Origin of the sequence: Collinsella sp. SGI.241, from assembly GCF_050312955.1 — a bacterium.
Lineage (GTDB): Bacteria > Actinomycetota > Coriobacteriia > Coriobacteriales > Coriobacteriaceae > Collinsella.
Genome location: NZ_JBNPKM010000005.1, coordinates 40,013 through 57,208, shown reverse-complemented (window position 1 = coordinate 57,208; position 17,196 = coordinate 40,013). Strand labels below are relative to the sequence as shown.

15 protein-coding genes and 1 pseudogene are annotated in these 17,196 nt (G+C 60.4%); 7 read left to right on the top strand and 9 right to left on the bottom strand.

Annotated elements, in window-relative coordinates:
* Positions 1–90 precede the first annotated feature (90 nt).
* On the top strand, positions 91–606 hold the full coding sequence (locus ACQQ92_RS03450; RefSeq protein WP_154515290.1) for a hypothetical protein: 516 nt from the start codon (positions 91–93) through the stop codon (positions 604–606).
* A gap of 40 nt (positions 607–646) precedes the next feature.
* Here the strand turns inward: ACQQ92_RS03450 and ACQQ92_RS03445 are convergent, their stop codons facing one another.
* On the bottom strand, positions 647–1,456 hold the full coding sequence (locus ACQQ92_RS03445) for a YaaA family protein (RefSeq protein WP_427795802.1): 810 nt from the start codon (positions 1,454–1,456) through the stop codon (positions 647–649).
* Positions 1,457–1,559: 103 nt separating this feature from the next.
* Positions 1,560–2,957 carry an aminopeptidase gene (locus ACQQ92_RS03440; protein ID WP_427795801.1) on the bottom strand — a complete coding sequence of 466 codons (1,398 nt, stop codon included), beginning with the start codon at positions 2,955–2,957 and terminating at the stop codon, positions 1,560–1,562.
* Between the two features lie 166 nt (positions 2,958–3,123).
* Between ACQQ92_RS03440 and polA the strand changes: the two genes are divergently transcribed.
* Entirely contained in the window at positions 3,124–5,874 is a 2,751-nt protein-coding gene (gene polA / locus ACQQ92_RS03435) for a DNA polymerase I (RefSeq protein WP_427795800.1), read from the top strand.
* Positions 5,875–6,149: 275 nt separating this feature from the next.
* Here the strand turns inward: polA and ACQQ92_RS03430 are convergent, their stop codons facing one another.
* A complete protein-coding gene (locus ACQQ92_RS03430) occupies positions 6,150–6,977 on the bottom strand; it encodes a Cof-type HAD-IIB family hydrolase (RefSeq protein WP_427795799.1) in 828 nt (275 codons plus the stop codon).
* Positions 6,978–7,531: 554 nt separating this feature from the next.
* On the opposite strand from ACQQ92_RS03430, the gene ACQQ92_RS03425 reads away from it, so the two are divergent.
* From ACQQ92_RS03425 to ndk, 4 genes are all read left to right on the top strand, one after another.
* Positions 7,532–8,758 carry an argininosuccinate synthase gene (locus ACQQ92_RS03425; protein ID WP_035138001.1) on the top strand — a complete coding sequence of 409 codons (1,227 nt, stop codon included), beginning with the start codon at positions 7,532–7,534 and terminating at the stop codon, positions 8,756–8,758.
* Between the two features lie 234 nt (positions 8,759–8,992).
* Positions 8,993–9,163, top strand: coding sequence for a hypothetical protein (locus ACQQ92_RS03420; RefSeq protein WP_154515301.1), 171 nt, complete (start codon positions 8,993–8,995; stop codon positions 9,161–9,163).
* Between the two features lie 118 nt (positions 9,164–9,281).
* Complete coding sequence (argH, locus tag ACQQ92_RS03415) at positions 9,282–10,712, top strand: argininosuccinate lyase (protein ID WP_427795798.1); 1,431 nt, start codon at positions 9,282–9,284, stop codon at positions 10,710–10,712.
* 385 nt (positions 10,713–11,097) lie between these two features.
* The gene (gene ndk / locus ACQQ92_RS03410; RefSeq protein WP_055251725.1) at positions 11,098–11,502 is read left to right on the top strand and encodes a nucleoside-diphosphate kinase; all 405 of its coding nucleotides are present in this window, start codon (positions 11,098–11,100) and stop codon (positions 11,500–11,502) included.
* A 177-nt stretch (positions 11,503–11,679) separates the two neighbouring features.
* Here the strand turns inward: ndk and rpiB are convergent, their stop codons facing one another.
* Positions 11,680–12,147 (bottom strand): ribose 5-phosphate isomerase B, encoded by a 468-nt coding sequence (rpiB, locus tag ACQQ92_RS03405; protein ID WP_427727588.1) that lies wholly within the window; start codon positions 12,145–12,147, stop codon positions 11,680–11,682.
* Positions 12,148–12,416: 269 nt separating this feature from the next.
* Between rpiB and ACQQ92_RS03400 the strand changes: the two genes are divergently transcribed.
* A complete protein-coding gene (locus ACQQ92_RS03400; RefSeq protein WP_427795797.1) occupies positions 12,417–13,739 on the top strand; it encodes a serine dehydratase subunit alpha family protein in 1,323 nt (440 codons plus the stop codon).
* A 366-nt stretch (positions 13,740–14,105) separates the two neighbouring features.
* On the opposite strand, the pseudogene ACQQ92_RS03395 reads toward ACQQ92_RS03400, so the two are convergent.
* The 5 genes and pseudogenes from ACQQ92_RS03395 to ACQQ92_RS03375 all read right to left on the bottom strand — a co-directional run.
* Positions 14,106–14,276, bottom strand: a pseudogene (locus ACQQ92_RS03395) (helix-turn-helix transcriptional regulator); the annotation flags it as partial.
* A 196-nt stretch (positions 14,277–14,472) separates the two neighbouring features.
* Positions 14,473–14,826 (bottom strand): hypothetical protein, encoded by a 354-nt coding sequence (locus tag ACQQ92_RS03390; protein WP_161159771.1) that lies wholly within the window; start codon positions 14,824–14,826, stop codon positions 14,473–14,475.
* A gap of 100 nt (positions 14,827–14,926) precedes the next feature.
* Positions 14,927–15,547 (bottom strand): helix-turn-helix domain-containing protein, encoded by a 621-nt coding sequence (locus ACQQ92_RS03385; protein ID WP_427727582.1) that lies wholly within the window; start codon positions 15,545–15,547, stop codon positions 14,927–14,929.
* A gap of 346 nt (positions 15,548–15,893) precedes the next feature.
* The gene (locus tag ACQQ92_RS03380; RefSeq protein WP_117734980.1) at positions 15,894–16,085 is read right to left on the bottom strand and encodes an Arc family DNA binding domain-containing protein; all 192 of its coding nucleotides are present in this window, start codon (positions 16,083–16,085) and stop codon (positions 15,894–15,896) included.
* A gap of 64 nt (positions 16,086–16,149) precedes the next feature.
* A complete protein-coding gene (locus ACQQ92_RS03375; protein WP_117734981.1) occupies positions 16,150–17,169 on the bottom strand; it encodes an SPFH domain-containing protein in 1,020 nt (339 codons plus the stop codon).
* Positions 17,170–17,196 lie beyond the last annotated feature (27 nt).

Genomic DNA, 17,196 nt, shown 5'->3' with positions numbered 1-17,196 from the left:
GTCCTGCAAGCTCCCCGTTTATGTGGTGGGCTCAAGTATAGCTCGAATGGGTACGATTGACGCGACGAGCATGCCCGCGGGGAGGCGAACATGGAAGACAAGCATCTGTATCGAGAGACGCAGTGGGATGTGTCGGCCGAGGAGAGCCGCGCCCATCATGGGCTGGTCGCAATTGGTTTCGCGATTCTTGTCGTGATGGTGATTGCCTGTTGTATCTGGACATTTGGCGGGCGTGGAGGAGTTTCCTGGACGTTTGAGGCGGACGATAGCCTGCCGATTATGACGGCGAAGGTCGCGGGTGGCAATACCGTTGCCGCGCCGGGCGACTATTGGTATCCGCGCGACAAGTTTGTGCAACTGCAGCTGAGCGGTGGTTCCATTCCTGGTGAAGAGATCGAGCGTGTGACCTTCGATGCGTCGCTTAGGACGCTGTCGGTCGAGCTCAAAGATCAGGGGGATGTACCCACGACCATGGATATAGCCCTGACGGAATGGCGCCTGGAGCCTCCGTCGGGTGTTGAGGCGTCCGAGGTGGAGCACGTTAAGGTTACCTACCAGGATGGCTCGACGAGCGAGATTGCAAAAGCCGACGGCCTGGCGGAATAGACGCCGTGCCTAGGCAGCACATTCAAAAGTAGTGGTAGTCCTACAAGGCCTGTTCGTTCAGGAAGACCAAAGTGTTTTTATTTGAAAGCTCGGGAAAGTAACGATAACCAACGTCGAACGCGGTGAGCCCGCTTACATCCTCGAACTTGTTTTCTGCCATCCAGCGCACCATGGAGCCGCGCGCTTTTTTGCTGGCGGTCGAGCGTTGGATGGGCTTGCCGTTGCGGATGCCTTCGCCAAAGAGACATGTGACGACCGTGGCGTCGGTGGTGAGACGGGTCAGAACGGCTTTGGCGTATTCCGCGCTGGCGAGGTTGACGATCGTGGCGTTGGAGCCTGCCGGAGCGATGACCCGTGCGAGCTTGTCGCCCCAAAACGCGTAGAGGTCTCGGGCGTCGTCGACGGCAAGCTTCGCGCCCATCTCCAGCCGATACGGTTCAACGGCATGAAAGGGGCGTACGCATCCGTAAAGGCCCGAGAGGATCCACAGATGGTCTTGCAGCCATGCGAGCTGTGCGGAATCCATCACCTCGGGCGCCATGCTTTGGTATTGAATGCCGTGATAGGACATGACGGCAGGGGAGAGGTGACGGGCGAGTGCGGGATTGTCGAGATCGCCGCTTTGCAAGATGGGCTCAAACTCATGCAGGGTGTTGAGGCAGGGCCCCAGCAGTTTGTCACTCACGTTCCACAGCGCCTGCAGGCTGCCGCTGCCTTCATTCCGCTCGATATCTAGCAGTGCGCGGTGGAGGCGAGCCGTCTCGCGCACAAAAGGTGGAATGCCCAGGACTTCAAAAGCATCTTGGGCCGCGCGCATCTGCTTGGCGGGCGAAATGATGACCTGCAGCATGGACTCTCCTCTGCCAAAAAGGAAGTTGCGGTGTAATACGGTCTGTTTTGGCCGTTTATGGGCCAGTTTAGTCCGTATCTCACCGCAACTGATGAAGGGTTGATTATGCGCGCTCGAGGAAGGCCTTGTAGCCGCGATAGGCCTCGTAGATATCGGCCTTGTTGGCGACCTCCCACAGGGCGTGCATGGACAGGACGGCAACGCCGGAGTCGATGACGTTCATGCCGTACTTGGCCATGATGTAGGCGATGGTGCCGCCGCCGCCCGCGTTGACGCGACCGAGCTCGCAGGTCTGGAAGTCCACGCCGGCCTCGTCCATAATGTCGCGGATGAGGGCCATATACTCGGCGTCGGCGTCGTTGGAACCGCCCTTGCCGCGGCTGCCCGTGTACTTGTTAAAGCACAGGCCGCGACCCATAAAGGCTGCATTCTTGGTCTCGAACTTGCCGGCGTAGCCCGGGTCGAAGCCGGCGGATACGTCAGAGGAGAGCATGCGGCTGCGGGCGAGTGCGCGGCGCAGGGCCAGCGGGCTGCCCTCGCCGGCGAGCGTCATGATCTCGGCGACGGTGTTCTCGAAGAAGCGGCTTGTCATGCCGGTGGCTCCCACGGAGCCAATCTCCTCCTTGTCGACGATGAGCGTGATGCTCGTGCGCTCCACGTTGGCCACATTGATCTGGGCGAGCATGGAGGGGTAGGCGCAGACGCGGTCGTCGTGGCCATAGCCCAAAATCATGGAGCGGTCGAGGCCCATGTCGCGGGCGGGGCCGGCGGGCACGACCTCGATTTCGGCGGAGAGGAAGTCCTCCTCCTCGACGTCGTACTGCTCCTTGAGGATATCCAGGAACATCTGCTTGACGGGCTCGGTGGGGGCGTCCTTGTCGTCCTCGTCAAATTTTACGGGACGGCCGCCCACGATCACGTCGAGGATCTCGGCGTCGACGGCGTCCTTGGCGGGCTTGGACATCTGCTCGCTCGAGAGGTGGATCAGCAGGTCGGAGATGGTAAAGACCGGATCGTCGGCCTTGTCGCCGATGTTGATGTCGACGGTGGTGCCGTCCTTTTTGCAGATGACGCCCACGAGTGCGAGCGGGGAGGCCACCCAGTGGTAGCTCTTGACGCCACCGTAGTAGTGCGTGTCGAGGTAGGCCATGTCGCCGGCTTCGAACGCGGGATTCTGCTTGAGGTCCAGGCGCGGCGAGTCCACGTGGGCACCCAGGATGTTAAAGCCCTGCTCGAGCGGGGCGGTGCCCAGGTTGACGAGCATAAGATCCTTGCCATGGTTGGCGGCGTACACCTTGTCGCCTGCCTTGAGCTCGCGGCCTTCGGCGATCACGGTCTCCAGGTCGACGTATCCCGCCTCCTCGGCCATCTTGATGCCGGTCTTGACGCACAGGCGCTCGGTCTTGTTCTCGCTCAAAAACTGCTTATAGCCGCGGCAAAGCTCCTCGAGCTCCTCGATTTGCTTTGGCGTGTACTTTTTCCATGCGCAGGGACGCTCCATGACGCAGGCTCCTTTCGGATTGGTCGTGCTGGTTGTAGTACCGTGAGCCATCGTATCACGCGCGGGCTCACGGTGGCGGGGGAGCTTGATGTGCGGTGGCCGCGGGGCGGGGAGCGTGTAAACTGGGGTGAGCAAACCGTGTCCAGTCCAAAGCGAGGTATTCAATATGTCTGACAAGCGCCGCACCTTTGCCGTTATCGACGGCAACTCGCTCATGCACCGCGCCTTCCACGCCGTGCCGCCGACCATGAACGCGCCGGACGGTCGCCCCACCAACGCGATCTTTGGCTTTCTGAACATGTTTCTTAAGATGATCGATGCCTTTAGCCCCGACGGTGTGGTCGTGGCGTTTGACAAGGGCAAGCCGCGCGTGCGCATGGAGATGCTGCCGCAGTATAAGGCGCAGCGCCCGCCCATGGACCCCGATCTGCATGCGCAGTTTCCCATGATTAAGGAGCTGCTCACGGCGATCAACGTGCCAATTCTGCAGTCCGAGGGTTGGGAAGGCGACGATATCCTGGGAACCATGGCGCGCCTGGGTGAGGAGGCCGGCTGCGACATGCTGCTGGTGACCGGCGACCGTGACATGTATCAGCTTGTGACCGAGCACGTCAACGTGGTCTCGACTCGCAAGGGCCTGTCCGACGTGGCGATCATGACGCCCGAGAGCGTGGACGACCTGTATCACGGCATTACGCCGGCGCTTGTGCCCGATTTTTACGGTCTGAAGGGCGATACGTCGGACAACATTCCCGGCGTACCGGGCATCGGCCCCAAAAAGGCGAGCGCGCTCATCGCGCAGTACGGCAGCTTGGACGAGGTCATTGCGCATGCTGACGAGGTCAAGGGCAAGATGGGCGAGAACCTGCGTGCACACATCGACGATGCGCTGCTGAGCCGCAAGGTTGCGACCATCCGCACCGATGCACCTGTCGAGCTCGACTTTGACGCGACGTCCTTCCCATCGTTTTCTGCCGATGAGGTGTCCGCGGCGCTGGGCTCACTTGGCATTACGGCCATGCAGAACCGCTTCCTGGCGCTGATTGGCGGCGAGGGCGGGGTCGTGCCCGCTGCCAGCGCGTTCGAGATACCCGCGGTTTCGCGTGCCGCCGCCGGCGACGCTGAGGCACTTGCTGCTGTGGCGGCCGAGATCTCTCGCGCGATTGATGCGGGCGAGTGGGTCGCCGCCGTGGTGGACGATGACAAGGAGGAGGGTGCGCTCTTTGGCCTGACGCGTACGCTGTGGCTGGCGACGCCCAAGGGGCTCTTTGCGCTCGAGGAAGCCGATGACGGCACGCCTGCCGCTGTCGAGGGCTTCAATTCTGCCCACGGCGTTATCGCTGGCGTGCTCGCGCGCCTGTTTATGGAGGGCCGCGTGGCGAGCCCGGACATGAAGGCGTTGCTGCATGAGCTTTCGCCCATCGATTCTTCTGAGCCCGAGCTTATGGACCCGCTGGCAGTCGATTCCGTGCGCATCTTTGATACCGTGGTTGCCGCGTACCTGTTGGATTCCGACCGTTCCGAGTTTGACGAGGCATATCTGGCCGATACCTATCTGCAGATGGCGCTGCCTGCGGCGCGCGGTGCGGATGGTGCTGGCGAGGACGCTCCTGCTCCTGCTGCCCGTACCGCGGCGTTGACGCTGGAACTCGTGGCGCCGCTTCGCGACCGCATGGCCCGCGAGAACGCTGCCAACGTGTTCGATGGCATTGAGATGCCGCTCGTGCCGGTGCTTGCCAAGATGGAGCGCGCGGGCATGCTCGTAGATCCCGACCGGCTGCGCAGCCTGTCCGAGGGCCTGGCGACCCAGATCACCGAGGTCGAGCGCAGCATTCGCGACCTGGCAGGTGATGAGACGTTTAACATCGGCAGTCCCATGCAGCTCTCGCACGTGCTCTTTGACGTTATGGGGCTTCCGACCAAGGGCCTCAAAAAGACCAAGCGCGGGTACTATTCGACCAACGCCAAGGTGCTGAGCGACCTTGCGCGCGACCACGAAATCGTGCGCCTGATTCTGGACTGGCGTGAGAAGTCCAAGATTAAGTCGACCTATCTGGACACGCTAGGTCCGCTGCGCCGTGGTGACGGTCGCGTGCACACCACGTACAACCAGACCATCACGGCAACGGGTCGCCTGTCCTCGAGCGACCCGAACCTGCAGAACATCCCGACGCGCTCTGAGCTGGGCCGTACCGTTAAGACGGCGTTTTCGGCAGGCGAGGGCAGCGTCTTTTTGGCGGTGGACTACTCGCAGATCGAGCTGCGTCTACTCGCGCATCTCTCGGGTGACGAGCACCTGGTGCGCGCCTTTAACGAGGGCGAGGACTTCCATGCCGAGACGGCCGCGCGCGTGTTTGGCGTTTCCGTGTCCGAGGTAACGCCCGACCTGCGCAGTCGCGCCAAGGCCGTGAATTTTGGCATTGTGTATGGTCAGCAGGCGTACGGTCTGTCGCAGTCGCTGCACATCTCGATGGCCGAGGCGCGTGGCATGATCGATCGCTACTACGAGGCCTACCCGGGCGTGCGCACGTTCCTCGACAACGTGGTGGCGCGCGCCAAGCAGACGGGCTACGCCGAGACCATGTACGGTCGCCGGCGTCATATTCCGGAGCTCAAGGCTAAAAACCCACAGCTCCGCGGCTTTGGCGAGCGCACGGCCATGAACCATCCCATGCAGGGCACTGCGGCCGACATCATCAAGATCGCCATGGCCCGCGTAAGCCGCCGCCTGGAAGAAGAGGGCTTTGCCGCCCACATGATCTTGCAAGTGCACGACGAACTGGACTTTGAGTGCCCCGTCGACGAAGTCGAGCGCCTGACCGCCATGGTCCGCGACGTCATGGAGCACGTCGTAGACCTCCGCGTACCCCTCATCGCCGAAGCCAGCACCGGCATAACCTGGGCCGACGCGAAATAGGAAAGCAACCACAGTTCCAAAGTAACTAAAAACAGAAGGACGCCCCTCATCAACAAGGAGCGTCCTTCGTTCAATTAAATTCAGCCAAAGTATCTAGGCGCCAAGATGCCATCCAGGCGGCAAGCAAGTCACCCAAGGACCTGGCCGGGCGAGGCGGGTAAGTTTTTCGTAGATTCCGCACGAGCCGAAGGCCACTTAATGTGGCCTTCGAGCGAGCCCAGGACCTGACCGAGCAAAAATCAAACGGCCGGCCCCGGGCATGGCGACGAGATAGATTACCGAGCCGCCAAGATGGCGTCGATGAGCGTCAGTACGCCCCCGTCGTTGTTGCTCGGAATGCGCCACTTGGCGTGCGCATTCATATGCTCTTCGGCATTGTCCACGATAAAGCTATGCCCGACGCGCTCGAGCATAGGGATATCGTTGTAGGTGTCGCCCACGGCGGCGGCATCGGCGATATCGATGCCCAAGTGCTCGCACAGGTGCGCGACGCCGGCGCCCTTGTCGACGCCCAGGTTCATAAAGTCGATCCACTCGCGGCCCGCATTGGTGACGTAGAGCTGATCCGAGAACGCGGGGTTATAGGTCTCGCGGAACGCAGGCTCAGCGTCGTAGGCGGGGAAGAAGATCGAAATCTTGTTGGACTCGAAATCAATGCCCTCAAAGCTGTCGACGTAGTTGATTGTGTTGTAGTAGACGCTGATCTCGTCGTGGTATTGATGGTCGCGGGCAAGCACGTAGAACTCGTCGAAGCAGCACAGGACGGGAACGGCGCGAGAATCCTCCGAGGCACGAGCGAGCACCTGTTGATACAGCGCCACATCGATATTGCTCTTATAGATATAGTTGCCGCGATATATCACGCACGCGCCGTTGTCGGGACAAAAGGCGAGGCGGTTCTTGATGCCCTCGAACATCTCCTCGAGCTTGGGGGCGGGACGTCCACTGGCGGGGCAGAATACGATGCCGGCTTCGGCGAGCTTGTCCAGGCGCTCGTCAAGTCCTTGCGGCAGCACGCGCTCGTCGGTCAGCAGCGTCTTGTCCATGTCGACGGCGATGAGCTTAATGTTTCCGATATTGGCGTCCGATTCGTAAGTTTGCATAAAAGCGAGCCTTTCGTTTCGAAATTGTTTCAGACGTTATAACCAACAACTCGTAACCAGGCGTATTTTCGCAGGAACGGAGCGTATTTGCACTGCATTTCACAAACTAATGAAAAAACTTTTCAGAAATTTGAATTTGTCGCTTGTGCAGCAGGCACTTTAGCGTAATATAGCGACCATCGAAAACGGAGACGGCAAAAGAGCCGCTTACCGAGGAAAAGGTACCGTTTGCGATATTAGAATTGCGCCCGGCGATGTGTGAAAGGAGAGGCAGATGCAGTTCGTACAGATCATCACCACTGCAGACAATGCCCTCCGACGCCAGCGCGCAATTTCCCGACGACGATAACAATCGTCTCTGTCCGCATGGGGCGAATTGCCTCAACAGAGTCATTTTAAGGTCGTTGGGTTTTAGCACGACATTGCTGCATGTTTCTAGGGCATGTATGTGCTGATTTTTGCTATTTAACCTGATATTGCACGGTACGTGACCTTGAAATGACTTGCAACTGACCGATGTTCTAACTAGCTACCAAGGGCGAAAGGAAACAGCCATGAGCAAGGAAAAAGTAGTTCTCGCATATTCCGGTGGTCTTGATACATCCGTATGTGTCAAGTGGCTCCAGGACGAGAAGAATCTCGATGTCGTTTGCGTCTGCGGCAACGTGGGCCAGGAGGAGACCGGCCTGGATGCCAAGAAACAGAAAGCGCTCGACCTGGGCGTTCTTGATTGCCAGGTGCTCGACCTGCGCGATGAGTTCTCCGATGAGTTCCTGACCAAGGCCATCGCCGCAAATTCCATGTACGAGAACAAGTACCCGCTGCTTTCCGCTCTGTCTCGCCCGCTGCTCGCCAAGAAGCTTGTCGAGGTCGCCCACGAGTTTGGCGCGACCTACGTCGCCCACGGCTGCACCGGCAAGGGTAACGACCAGGTTCGTTTTGAGGCTGCCGTCAAGGCCCTCGACCCCGAGCTTAAGGTTATCGCCCCGGTTCGCGAGTGGGATCTGAAGTGCCGTCCCGACGAGGTCGCCTATGCTCACGCCCACAACGTGCCGGTTCCCGAGGGTGCCAACGACAACCCCTATTCCATCGACGACAACCTGTGGGGTCGTGCCATTGAGTGCGGCCACCTGGAGGATCCCTGGAACGAGCCGCTCGACGACGCCTGGGTTATGACCAAGAATCCCGAGGACACGCCCGACACCCCGACCTACACCGAGATTGAGTTTGAGGCCGGCAAGCCCGTCGCCGTCGACGGCAAGAAGATGAAGCTCTCCGAGATCGTCATCGCCCTCAACAAGATTTCGGGCGATAACGGCTTTGGTCGTCTCGACCTGGTCGAGGATCGTCTGGTGGGCCTCAAGAGCCGCGAGTGCTATGAGGTTCCCGGCGCCCTGACGCTTATCACCGCCCACAAGGCGCTCGAGGATATTTGCGTCGAGGGCGATCTGCTCAAGACCAAGATTAAGCTCGAGCAGGATTGGGCCACCGCCGTGTACAACGGCCAGTGGTACAGCCCGCTCAAAAACGCACTCGACGCCTTTATGGCCGATACCCAGAAGTTCGTGACCGGTACCGTTCGTCTGAAGTTCTTTAAGGGCAACTGCCATGTTGTCGGCCGCAAGAGCCCCTTCAGCCTCTATGACTACGGTCTGGCCACCTACGACCGCGACACCACGTTTGACGAGAAGGCCAGCGCCGGCTTTATCGAGATCGACACGCTGTCGCTCAAGACGTGGGCCAAGGTCCAGGGTCCCAGCTCTGCTGCCGCTCAGGCTTAAGTCTTTCTCCCTTGGTATCCGCGCGGCCCATCCGCGTGATACATAACGGGCGCATGGGGTCCCTACCTTTCGTTATGCTTGCTGACACTTCTTAACATCGGTGGCCCCTACATTCCGCCCGCATATATGATGCCGCGTCTGCGGCTGAGTCCGAGCCCCGCCGGGGTTGTCCGGCGGGGCTCCTTCTATCAATTTGGCGGCTCTGCGCCTATATATATCTGAGGAGTATCCATTATGTTCAATGCTATCGCGCATGCTTTACTTGCCCTCGCGCCCGAGTTCGATGCTGCAAAGGTCGAGGATGTCCCTATGAGCCTGAAGGCATGGATTGACGGCTCGGCGAGCAACGGCTGGCGGGAGTCGATGGGCGCCAAGTGCCTGGTGCGTCACTTCTTTGCAAATTAGCCACATGGCCTCGCGCACGGCGGGGAATGTGCAAAACTAACGGTTGATAAATCGCTTTAGCGACATGGCGCTTTGCTTTGGGCGCTTGTTTTGGTATTTGGAGAAAGGGGACGGTTCCATGGCTCTTTGGGGCGGTCGTTTTGAGACAGGCGTGGCCGAGGTCACGCAGGAGTTTGGCGCGTCGCTGCCGGTCGACAAACATCTCTATAAGCAGGATATCGCTGGCTCTAAGGCACATGCCAAGATGCTGGCGGCCCAGGGCATTATCAGTGCAAAGGACGAGCAGGCGATTGCCGAGGGTCTGACCGCAATCGAACAGGATATCGATGCCGGCAACTTCACCTTCGATATCAACGACGAGGACATCCATATGTCCATCGAAAGCGAGCTGACCCGTCGCATCGGCGAGGCGGGCAAGCGCCTGCATACCGGGCGTTCGCGCAACGACCAGGTGGCGACCGATACGCGCCTGGGCGTCAAGGCGCTGGCAAAGGAGCTCATGGAGGCCAATCTTGAGCTGCGCCACGTGCTGGTGGATGCGGCCAAACAGTACGACAAGGTGATTCTGCCGGGTTACACGCACATGCAGCATGCTCAGCCCGTGCTGCTGTCGCATCATCTGCTGGCGTATTCTTGGATGTTCGCGCGCGACTTTACACGCCTGAAGGCCGCCTTTGATGCTGCCGACAACTGCCCGCTGGGCGCTGCCGCGCTTGCCGGTACGAGCTATCCGCTCGATCGTCAGATGACGGCCGCTGAACTTGGCTTTGCGGGCGTGATTCCCAACTCGCTCGATGCGGTTTCCGACCGTGATTTCCTCCTCGACCTGCATTACGCCGGCTCCGTCATGGCGATGCACCTGTCGCGTCTTTCCGAGGAGATCGTGCTGTGGTCGAGCTCCGAGTTTGGCTTTATCACGCTTTCCGACTCGTATTCCACTGGCTCGTCCATCATGCCGCAGAAGAAGAACCCCGATTTTGCCGAGCTTATCCGCGGCAAGAGCGGCCGAGTCTATGGCAACCTGGTGCAGCTGCTCGTGACCATGAAGGGCCTGCCGCTCGCTTATAACAAGGACTTGCAGGAGGACAAGGAGGGCGCGCTCGATACCGCCCATACGCTCATGCAGTGCCTGTCCGTTATGGCCGGTATGATTTCGACCTGGACCGTCAACGAGGATGCCATGGCGCGCGAGTGCGGCGTGGGGCACCTTGCCGCCACCGATGTTGCCGATTACCTGGCCAAGCGTGGCCTGCCGTTCCGCGAGGCCCACGCCGTGGTGGGCCATTTGGTCCTGATGTGCGAGAAGCGCGACTGCAATCTTGAGGACCTGCCGTTTGAGGTGTTCCAAGAGGCTAGCCCGCTCTTTGAGCACGACATTACCGAGGCGCTCGACATCCCGTCGATTGTCGCTGCACGCACGACCGAGGGCGGTACCGCCCCTGCCGCCGTTGCCGTGCAGCTGCAGCGTGCCCAGGCACAACTCGTTGCCGACGAAGGTGTGCTTGGATCGCTGACCAAGGTCGTCGAGATGGGCCACGGGGCAAAGTAAGGGTTTAGTTGAAGCGGCTTTGGCCATTTATTGATAAATCGTTTTTGCCTTTACGGGCGCCTGCTGCAGCGGACGCCCGTATTTTGTTGCAATGGGAAAGGGGCTTGTCGAGAACTTCTGTAGGACCTTTGGGCAGGTTGTGAAGGGGGTACGTTCACGGGCGGCAACCGACCGTCCGCTCGGTTCGGTGCGGTTGATGAGCGGTCGGATGGTACTCTAATCGGGCTTCGAAACAGAAGTGACACATATGGAACGTTTTAATAAATTGTAGTGTTTCAATAAACAGTTTTTTGTTTAACTGCAGCTAAAACTCTGTTACGATGCAGTCCAGGCGGGTGCCGGAATGGGACTTGGGCACGCGCGAACCTACTTGAAAGGCTACCTTATGGCTATCGAGAAGACCTTCATCATGATTAAGCCCGACGCTGTGCGCGATCGCAAGATCGGTGAGATCGTCGCTCGCATTGAGCGTAGCGGCCTTGTCATCGAGCGCATGGAGATGACCACGCTCGAGCGTGCTACCGTCGAGGAGCACTACGCCCATCTGGCCGACAAGCCCTTCTTTGGCGGTCTCTGCGACTTTATGACGAGCGGTCCGGTCGTCAAGATGGTCGTTTCCGGTCTCTCCGCCGTCTCCAAGATGCGCACCCTTATGGGCGCTACCAACCCGCTTGACGCTGCCCCCGGCACCATTCGCGGCGACTTCGCTGTCGATGTCAACGCCAACGTGATCCACGGCTCCGACTGCCTGGAGAACGCCGAGATCGAGATCAAGCGCTTCTTTGGCTAAACCAGCTTTGACTCCTCAAAGCTGTTAGCGTGTGGCTTTGGCGCCGCGGAATTCCATCCGCGGCGCCCTTTTTATTCCAGTAGATTTCTAGGTATATCTCAAAAATCTACTAAACAGCCCCCGTCCGGATGTGTGTTCCGGACGGGGGCTGTCGTTAACGTATGGTGTTGTAGGTCTTTAGGCCTCATCGACGACCTTGAGTCCGCGGGTCTGGTCGATCTCGTTGATGAGATTGACGCGACGCTCGTGGCGGCCGCCCTCAAACTCGGCGTCGAGCCACTCGTCGACAATCATCTTGGCGAGCTCGGAGCCCACGACGCGGGCACCAAAGGCGAGCACGTTGGTGTTGTTGTGCATGCGGGAGAGCTTGGCGCTGAAGGGCTCGGAGCACACGACGGCGCGTACGCCCTCGACCTTGTTGGCAGCCAGGCTAATCCCGACGCCGGTGCCACAGATGATGATGCCCAGGTCGACGTCGCCGTTGGCAACGGCCTTACCCACCTTGTAGCCGGCGATGGGGTAGTCAAAGCTCTCGGAGGTGTCGGTGCCAAAGTTCACGACCTCGCAGCCGCGCTCCTTCAGGTGCTCGGAGATGATGTTCTTGAGCTCGACGGCGGCGTGGTCGTTACCGATACCGATCTTCATGGATGCTTCCTCTCTGGTCTGTGCGGCGAGATTGCTAAAGGTTTTACCGCGTTCGACTGCATGATAGCGCGACTTTTGTATAAACGCTCGGGCGTTTTTTGCTCAAACGCTTTAGCATGCAATAAGACCGGCTTCTCATGAATAATGCCGCCAATTTGTGCTCGAGCGCCGTCCGCCGGAACCATGGTTGTGGTTTTTGATGCATTGTTATCAAATAAAATAGCGAACTATTTTGAGAGCCCAGCCCGTTATACAAGTAGGAGATACCTATGCCTGCCGATTCCCTTCGTGATACCGCGTTTTGCGATGTTTTGAACCGCGAGCTTGTCTGTGCGCTCGGCTGCACCGAGCCCATTGCCGTTGCCTATGCAGCGGCGCTGGCGAGCCAGACGCTCGGTTGCGAACCCGATCATATGGATGTTGCCTGCTCGGGCAACATCATCAAGAACGTAAAGAGCGTGACCGTGCCTAACTCGGGCGGTATGCATGGTATTGAAGCCGCGGCCGTGCTGGGTGCCGTGGGCGGCGACGCCAAGAGCGCGCTCGAGGTGCTCGAGAGTGTTGACGATAAAGACCGTGCTCGCGTGGCCGAGCTCCTCGCCGATGCCGGCTACTGCGATGTGTCGCTTGTCGAGGACGTGCCCAACCTCTACATCAAGGTGACTGCCACAGCCGGGGGGCATACCGCGGTCGTCGAGATTACCGACCACCACACCAATGTTACGTGCCATACACTCGACGGTATTCCGGTATGCGGCAAGTCGGTGGGGGAGTGTGCCGCCTGCGCCGAGCGCGTGGTGGCCGAGCGCGCGGCAGATAGCGCCGACACGCCCATGTCGATTGAGACCATCATCGACTTTATTGAGGACGGCGATGTTGAGGGTGCTCGCGCTGCCGTTGAGCGTCAGATCGAGCTGAACGGCGCCATTAGCGCAGAGGGCTTGGCGCACGCTTGGGGTGCCGAGGTGGGCCGTACGCTGCTGGGCGCTCGTGCCGATGACGTCGCCTGCCGTGCCCGTGCCCGTGCAGCCGCCGGGTCCGACGCCCGCATGAACGGCTGCGCACTGCCGGTCGCCATTGTGTGCGGCTCGGGCAACCAGGGTATTACCTGTGCGTTGCCCGTTATGGAATATGCCGACTACCTGCGCTGCGACCACGAGCGCCTGGTGCGCGCCGTGATGCTGTCCGATCTTATTGCTGTGCATATCAAGAGCTATATTGGTGCGCTCTCGGCGTTTTGCGGTGCTATTTGCGCTGCGTGCGGTGCCGGCGCGGCGATTACCTGGCTGTGCGGTGGCACGCGCGAGCAGATCGGCGCGACGGTCTCCAATACGCTCGGTAACGTGGGCGGCATCGTGTGCGATGGCGCCAAGGCAAGCTGCGCCGCTAAGATTTCCGCTGCCGTTGATGCGGCGATTCTGGGCCACGATATGGCCATGCAGGGCCGCGGCTTCCGTGCCGGCGAGGGCCTGATTCAGGATACGGTGGAAGAGACGATCGCCAGCATGGGCTATGTGGGCCGCGTTGGCATGAAGGATACCGACGTCGAGATCCTCAACATCATGATCGGCAAGACCATCGTCGACTGCTAGGGGCTCTGGGGCACTGCATCTTGTTGTTGAAACTATCGCGCTTGTGGCTGTAAAGCACCTGTCTGCATTGCGGACAGCGAGGATCTCGCGGTATGTCACCAGGTCGTTCTCGCGCTTGATGCGCTCGAGGACGGTTGCGACAACAAGCGCCGCTATCGCCGGCAGGAACGCCGCAGCCGCGGCGACGCCGGCGCCCCAGGTGCCCTCCATCCAGTTAAACGCCGGCGACAGTATCAGCGCGAACGCCACCGCCAGCAACGCGAGCATCAGCACGGCCAGCCATAGCATCCGCGTTCCCATGCGCTTGCGATCTCTTTCGACTGCCTCTTCCATAACGGTCACGTCTCCCTTCACGAGCGTGTCTATGGAGGTGTCGAATAGGATGCTCAGCATGAGCAGACTCTGGACGTCCGGATACGTCTTGTCCCGCTCCCAGTTGCTGATCGTCTGACGCGACACGTAGAGTTTCTCGGCGAGTTGTTCTTGGGAGAGCCCCATCGCCTCGCGCCTCGTCTTGATCTGGTTGCTGATGTCCATCGTCACCTCCCGGTCGTGAAGGAGCGTCCCGCGAACACGTAGGGTGCGCTATCGAATCTGTTGTACATCATATGCGGCATGGCTTGCCGGGCGCTGCGAAAACTGTTTTGCACGGGGTTTACCCGCATGATTGTTACTGCGATGCGTGCCATCGCCGCGGGGAGATCTGGCTTGTGGAGGCTTGCGGGGCGATGGCTTAGCGATGCTGTCGAGCAATCGTCCAAGTGCGCAGGCCCATGGCGGCGTAGCCGATTGCGGTATAGGCAACCCCATGGAACGCAAGGTCCCGGCTGCCCTCGACCGCGAGGGGAAACAGGAGCGCGGATCCGATTCCGAGCGCCGCGGGTATCCAGAAGAGCGTCCTCGCGGAGTTCGCGGCGAGCAGGCCGAGGGCGATTGCAGTTACGGGGAGCACGAGGTAGATCAGCGTCATCATGGCGATCATGCCGGCATCGGATGGGACGACCCTCACCAGGAGGACGGGGATTGCCCAGCAGGCGCCAACGATTGCGATCAATGCGATGAGGGACGCGCGTACGGTGACGTTCATGGGGCACCTCCTAACGGGAATCGCCCCCATTCTGGCATACATCTTCAGAATGGGGGCTAAGGGGGATACCATTTCGGGGAACGGGTGCGTACCCGCGCTTTTAACTCAGCATCTTGGCGAGCATGCCGATGCCGACGCCCACCAGTCCGCCGGCGATGGCGCCGATGATGATCTGCACCGCGTTGCGCGTGCCCTTGACCCAAGGGTTCATCTCGCGCTCACGGCGCCCCTCGAGCGTGTCGCGATCGACCTGCTCGCCGCGGCTAAACGCCAACACCTCGCGGTACGTGACGAGGTCGTGCTGCTTCTTCATGCGTTCCATATACACGAACGCCACGAGCATCACGACGAGCGCCACGGCGGCAAACGCCGCGGTGGGCGCGATGTGCATGCCCCAGCCCCATTCGAACTGGAACGCCGCCCACGCGCTCAGCACCAAAAACACGACCGCGCTCACGACCGTGATTGTGGAGAGGGCGTTGTACTTCTTGACCGCTTTGTTCATTACCTGTGCCATGGTTTCTACATCTCCTTTGATGAGGGAGTCCACGGTCACCCCGAACACGTTGGAAAGCAGCAGCAGGCTCTGGACATCCGGATACGTACGGCCGCATTCCCAGTTGCTGATGGTCTGGCGCGACACGTAGATGCGCTCCGCCAGATCGTCTTGGGACAGTCCGAGCTCCGTGCGATGCTCCTTGATGTGCGAGCCCAGCTCCATGCGTTTGCTCCCTAGAGGGTCGGGGTGACCCCTGTCGAGAGCCACCATGTCATTGACGCGAGCATCGTACCATCAAAGGTCTTTATATTTGACCCCCACGGGGCAAAATCGAGCTGTCAAAAGGCTTTATATACGACATCTAGCTGGGAAAAGAACGGTCCCCAAAGGCGGATGCCTCCGGGGACCGGTTGGTGCGTATAGAGGGGGCGAGCTTGCTTTGGGTTGGTGTTGGCCCCGCCGCTCGGCTCGACTTTGGAGCGGCGGGGCTCAGCTCTGCCTCGGCGCTGGCGAGGCAGAGCGCGGCTTTGCCCCGACGTCGGCAGCGGCCGAGCCCTGTCTTCCCGGCTTAGCCCTCTTCGCCTTTGGGCGTGCCCTTGAACGAGGGCTCTTTCTTTGGCAGCCTTCCCGCGCGTTTGAGGGCGTCTCGCAAGATCCATTCCACCTGACCGTTGGCGCTGCGCATCTCATCGTCCGCCCAGCGTTGGACGGCCTCCCAGATAGCGGGGTCTATACGAAGTGGATACTGCTTGCGTGCCATGACGTGCCTTCTTGTCGAATGTGCAATTTTGCACCCGTCCCCAAATTACTCATTGGTGTTGGGGTTAGTACAGCGAGCCTGCGTTGAGCACCGGGTGCGCCTCGGATTCACCGCAGAGCACCACCATGAGGTTGCTGGCCATCTGCGCCTTGCGCTCGTCGTCGAGCTCGATGGTGCCGCCGGCAGCCATCTCCTTCACGGCCATGTCGACCATGGAGACCGCGCCCTCGACGATCTTCTTGCGTGCGGCGATGACGGCCTCGGCCTGCTGGCGGCGCAGCATCGCCTGGGCGATCTCGGGGGAGTAGGCGAGGTGCGTGAGACGTGCATCGTCGACCTCGACGCCGGCGGGCGCCAGGCGCATCGCGAGCTCGCGGCGCAGGGCTTCGGAGACCTCTTCCACATTGGCGCGCAGCGTGATGGCGCCGGCGGCATCGGACTCGTCCTCCAGGTGGTCGTAGGCGTACACGCTCGCCACGTGGCGCAGCGCCGTCTCGGCCTGCATGGCGACATAGCTCTGGTAGTCGTCGACGTCGAAGAGCGCCTTGGCGGTATCGGCGACGTGCCACACCACGACGGTTGCGATCTCGATGGGGTTGCCCATTTTGTCGTTGACCTTCAGGCGCTCGCCATTCAGGGTGCGCACGCGGGTGGAGATGGTGGTGGGGTTGCCCTTGGCGGCCTTCTGCGCCGCGGCCTTGGCGGCCTTGGAATCGCTCATCTCGAGCTCGATCATCTCGCCGATCCCGGCCGATCCGCCCATGCTCTTGCTAAAGAACGGGTTGGCCCAGAAGAAGCCCTCGTCGCGGACGGTGCCCACGTACTTGCCGAACAGGATGCACACGCGCGCCTGGCCGGGCTGCAGCGAGAAGAATCCGTTGAGTGGGATGAACCACAGGCAAAACGCGAGGATGCTGAGGCCGAGCCCCCATCCGTAGACTGCGGGCGCGTCGACGCCGTCGGGCGTGCTCGCGAGCCCGATGGTGCTCCAGATAAAGAGGCCGATGATGGCGATGAGCGCCACCGCCACGGCGACGAGCATGCCGTAGCCCGACTTGGCCTTGAGTTGCTTTTCCACGCTCATTGTGAGTTCCTTTCACGACTGCGCCGG

Coding starts and splice junctions, on each gene's coding strand:
- ACQQ92_RS03380 (WP_117734980.1), bottom strand. CDS start 16,085: ATGGCACGCAAGCAGTATCCACTTCGTATAGACCCCGCTATCTGGGAG.
- ACQQ92_RS03385 (WP_427727582.1), bottom strand. CDS start 15,547: ATGGAGCTGGGCTCGCACATCAAGGAGCATCGCACGGAGCTCGGACTG.
- argH (WP_427795798.1), top strand. CDS start 9,282: ATGGCTCTTTGGGGCGGTCGTTTTGAGACAGGCGTGGCCGAGGTCACG.
- ACQQ92_RS03440 (WP_427795801.1), bottom strand. CDS start 2,957: ATGGAGCGTCCCTGCGCATGGAAAAAGTACACGCCAAAGCAAATCGAG.
- ACQQ92_RS03400 (WP_427795797.1), top strand. CDS start 12,417: ATGCCTGCCGATTCCCTTCGTGATACCGCGTTTTGCGATGTTTTGAAC.
- ACQQ92_RS03445 (WP_427795802.1), bottom strand. CDS start 1,456: ATGCTGCAGGTCATCATTTCGCCCGCCAAGCAGATGCGCGCGGCCCAA.
- ACQQ92_RS03420 (WP_154515301.1), top strand. CDS start 8,993: ATGTTCAATGCTATCGCGCATGCTTTACTTGCCCTCGCGCCCGAGTTC.
- ACQQ92_RS03390 (WP_161159771.1), bottom strand. CDS start 14,826: ATGAACGTCACCGTACGCGCGTCCCTCATCGCATTGATCGCAATCGTT.
- rpiB (WP_427727588.1), bottom strand. CDS start 12,147: ATGAAGATCGGTATCGGTAACGACCACGCCGCCGTCGAGCTCAAGAAC.
- ndk (WP_055251725.1), top strand. CDS start 11,098: ATGGCTATCGAGAAGACCTTCATCATGATTAAGCCCGACGCTGTGCGC.
- ACQQ92_RS03425 (WP_035138001.1), top strand. CDS start 7,532: ATGAGCAAGGAAAAAGTAGTTCTCGCATATTCCGGTGGTCTTGATACA.
- ACQQ92_RS03450 (WP_154515290.1), top strand. CDS start 91: ATGGAAGACAAGCATCTGTATCGAGAGACGCAGTGGGATGTGTCGGCC.
- polA (WP_427795800.1), top strand. CDS start 3,124: ATGTCTGACAAGCGCCGCACCTTTGCCGTTATCGACGGCAACTCGCTC.
- ACQQ92_RS03375 (WP_117734981.1), bottom strand. CDS start 17,169: ATGAGCGTGGAAAAGCAACTCAAGGCCAAGTCGGGCTACGGCATGCTC.
- ACQQ92_RS03430 (WP_427795799.1), bottom strand. CDS start 6,977: ATGCAAACTTACGAATCGGACGCCAATATCGGAAACATTAAGCTCATC.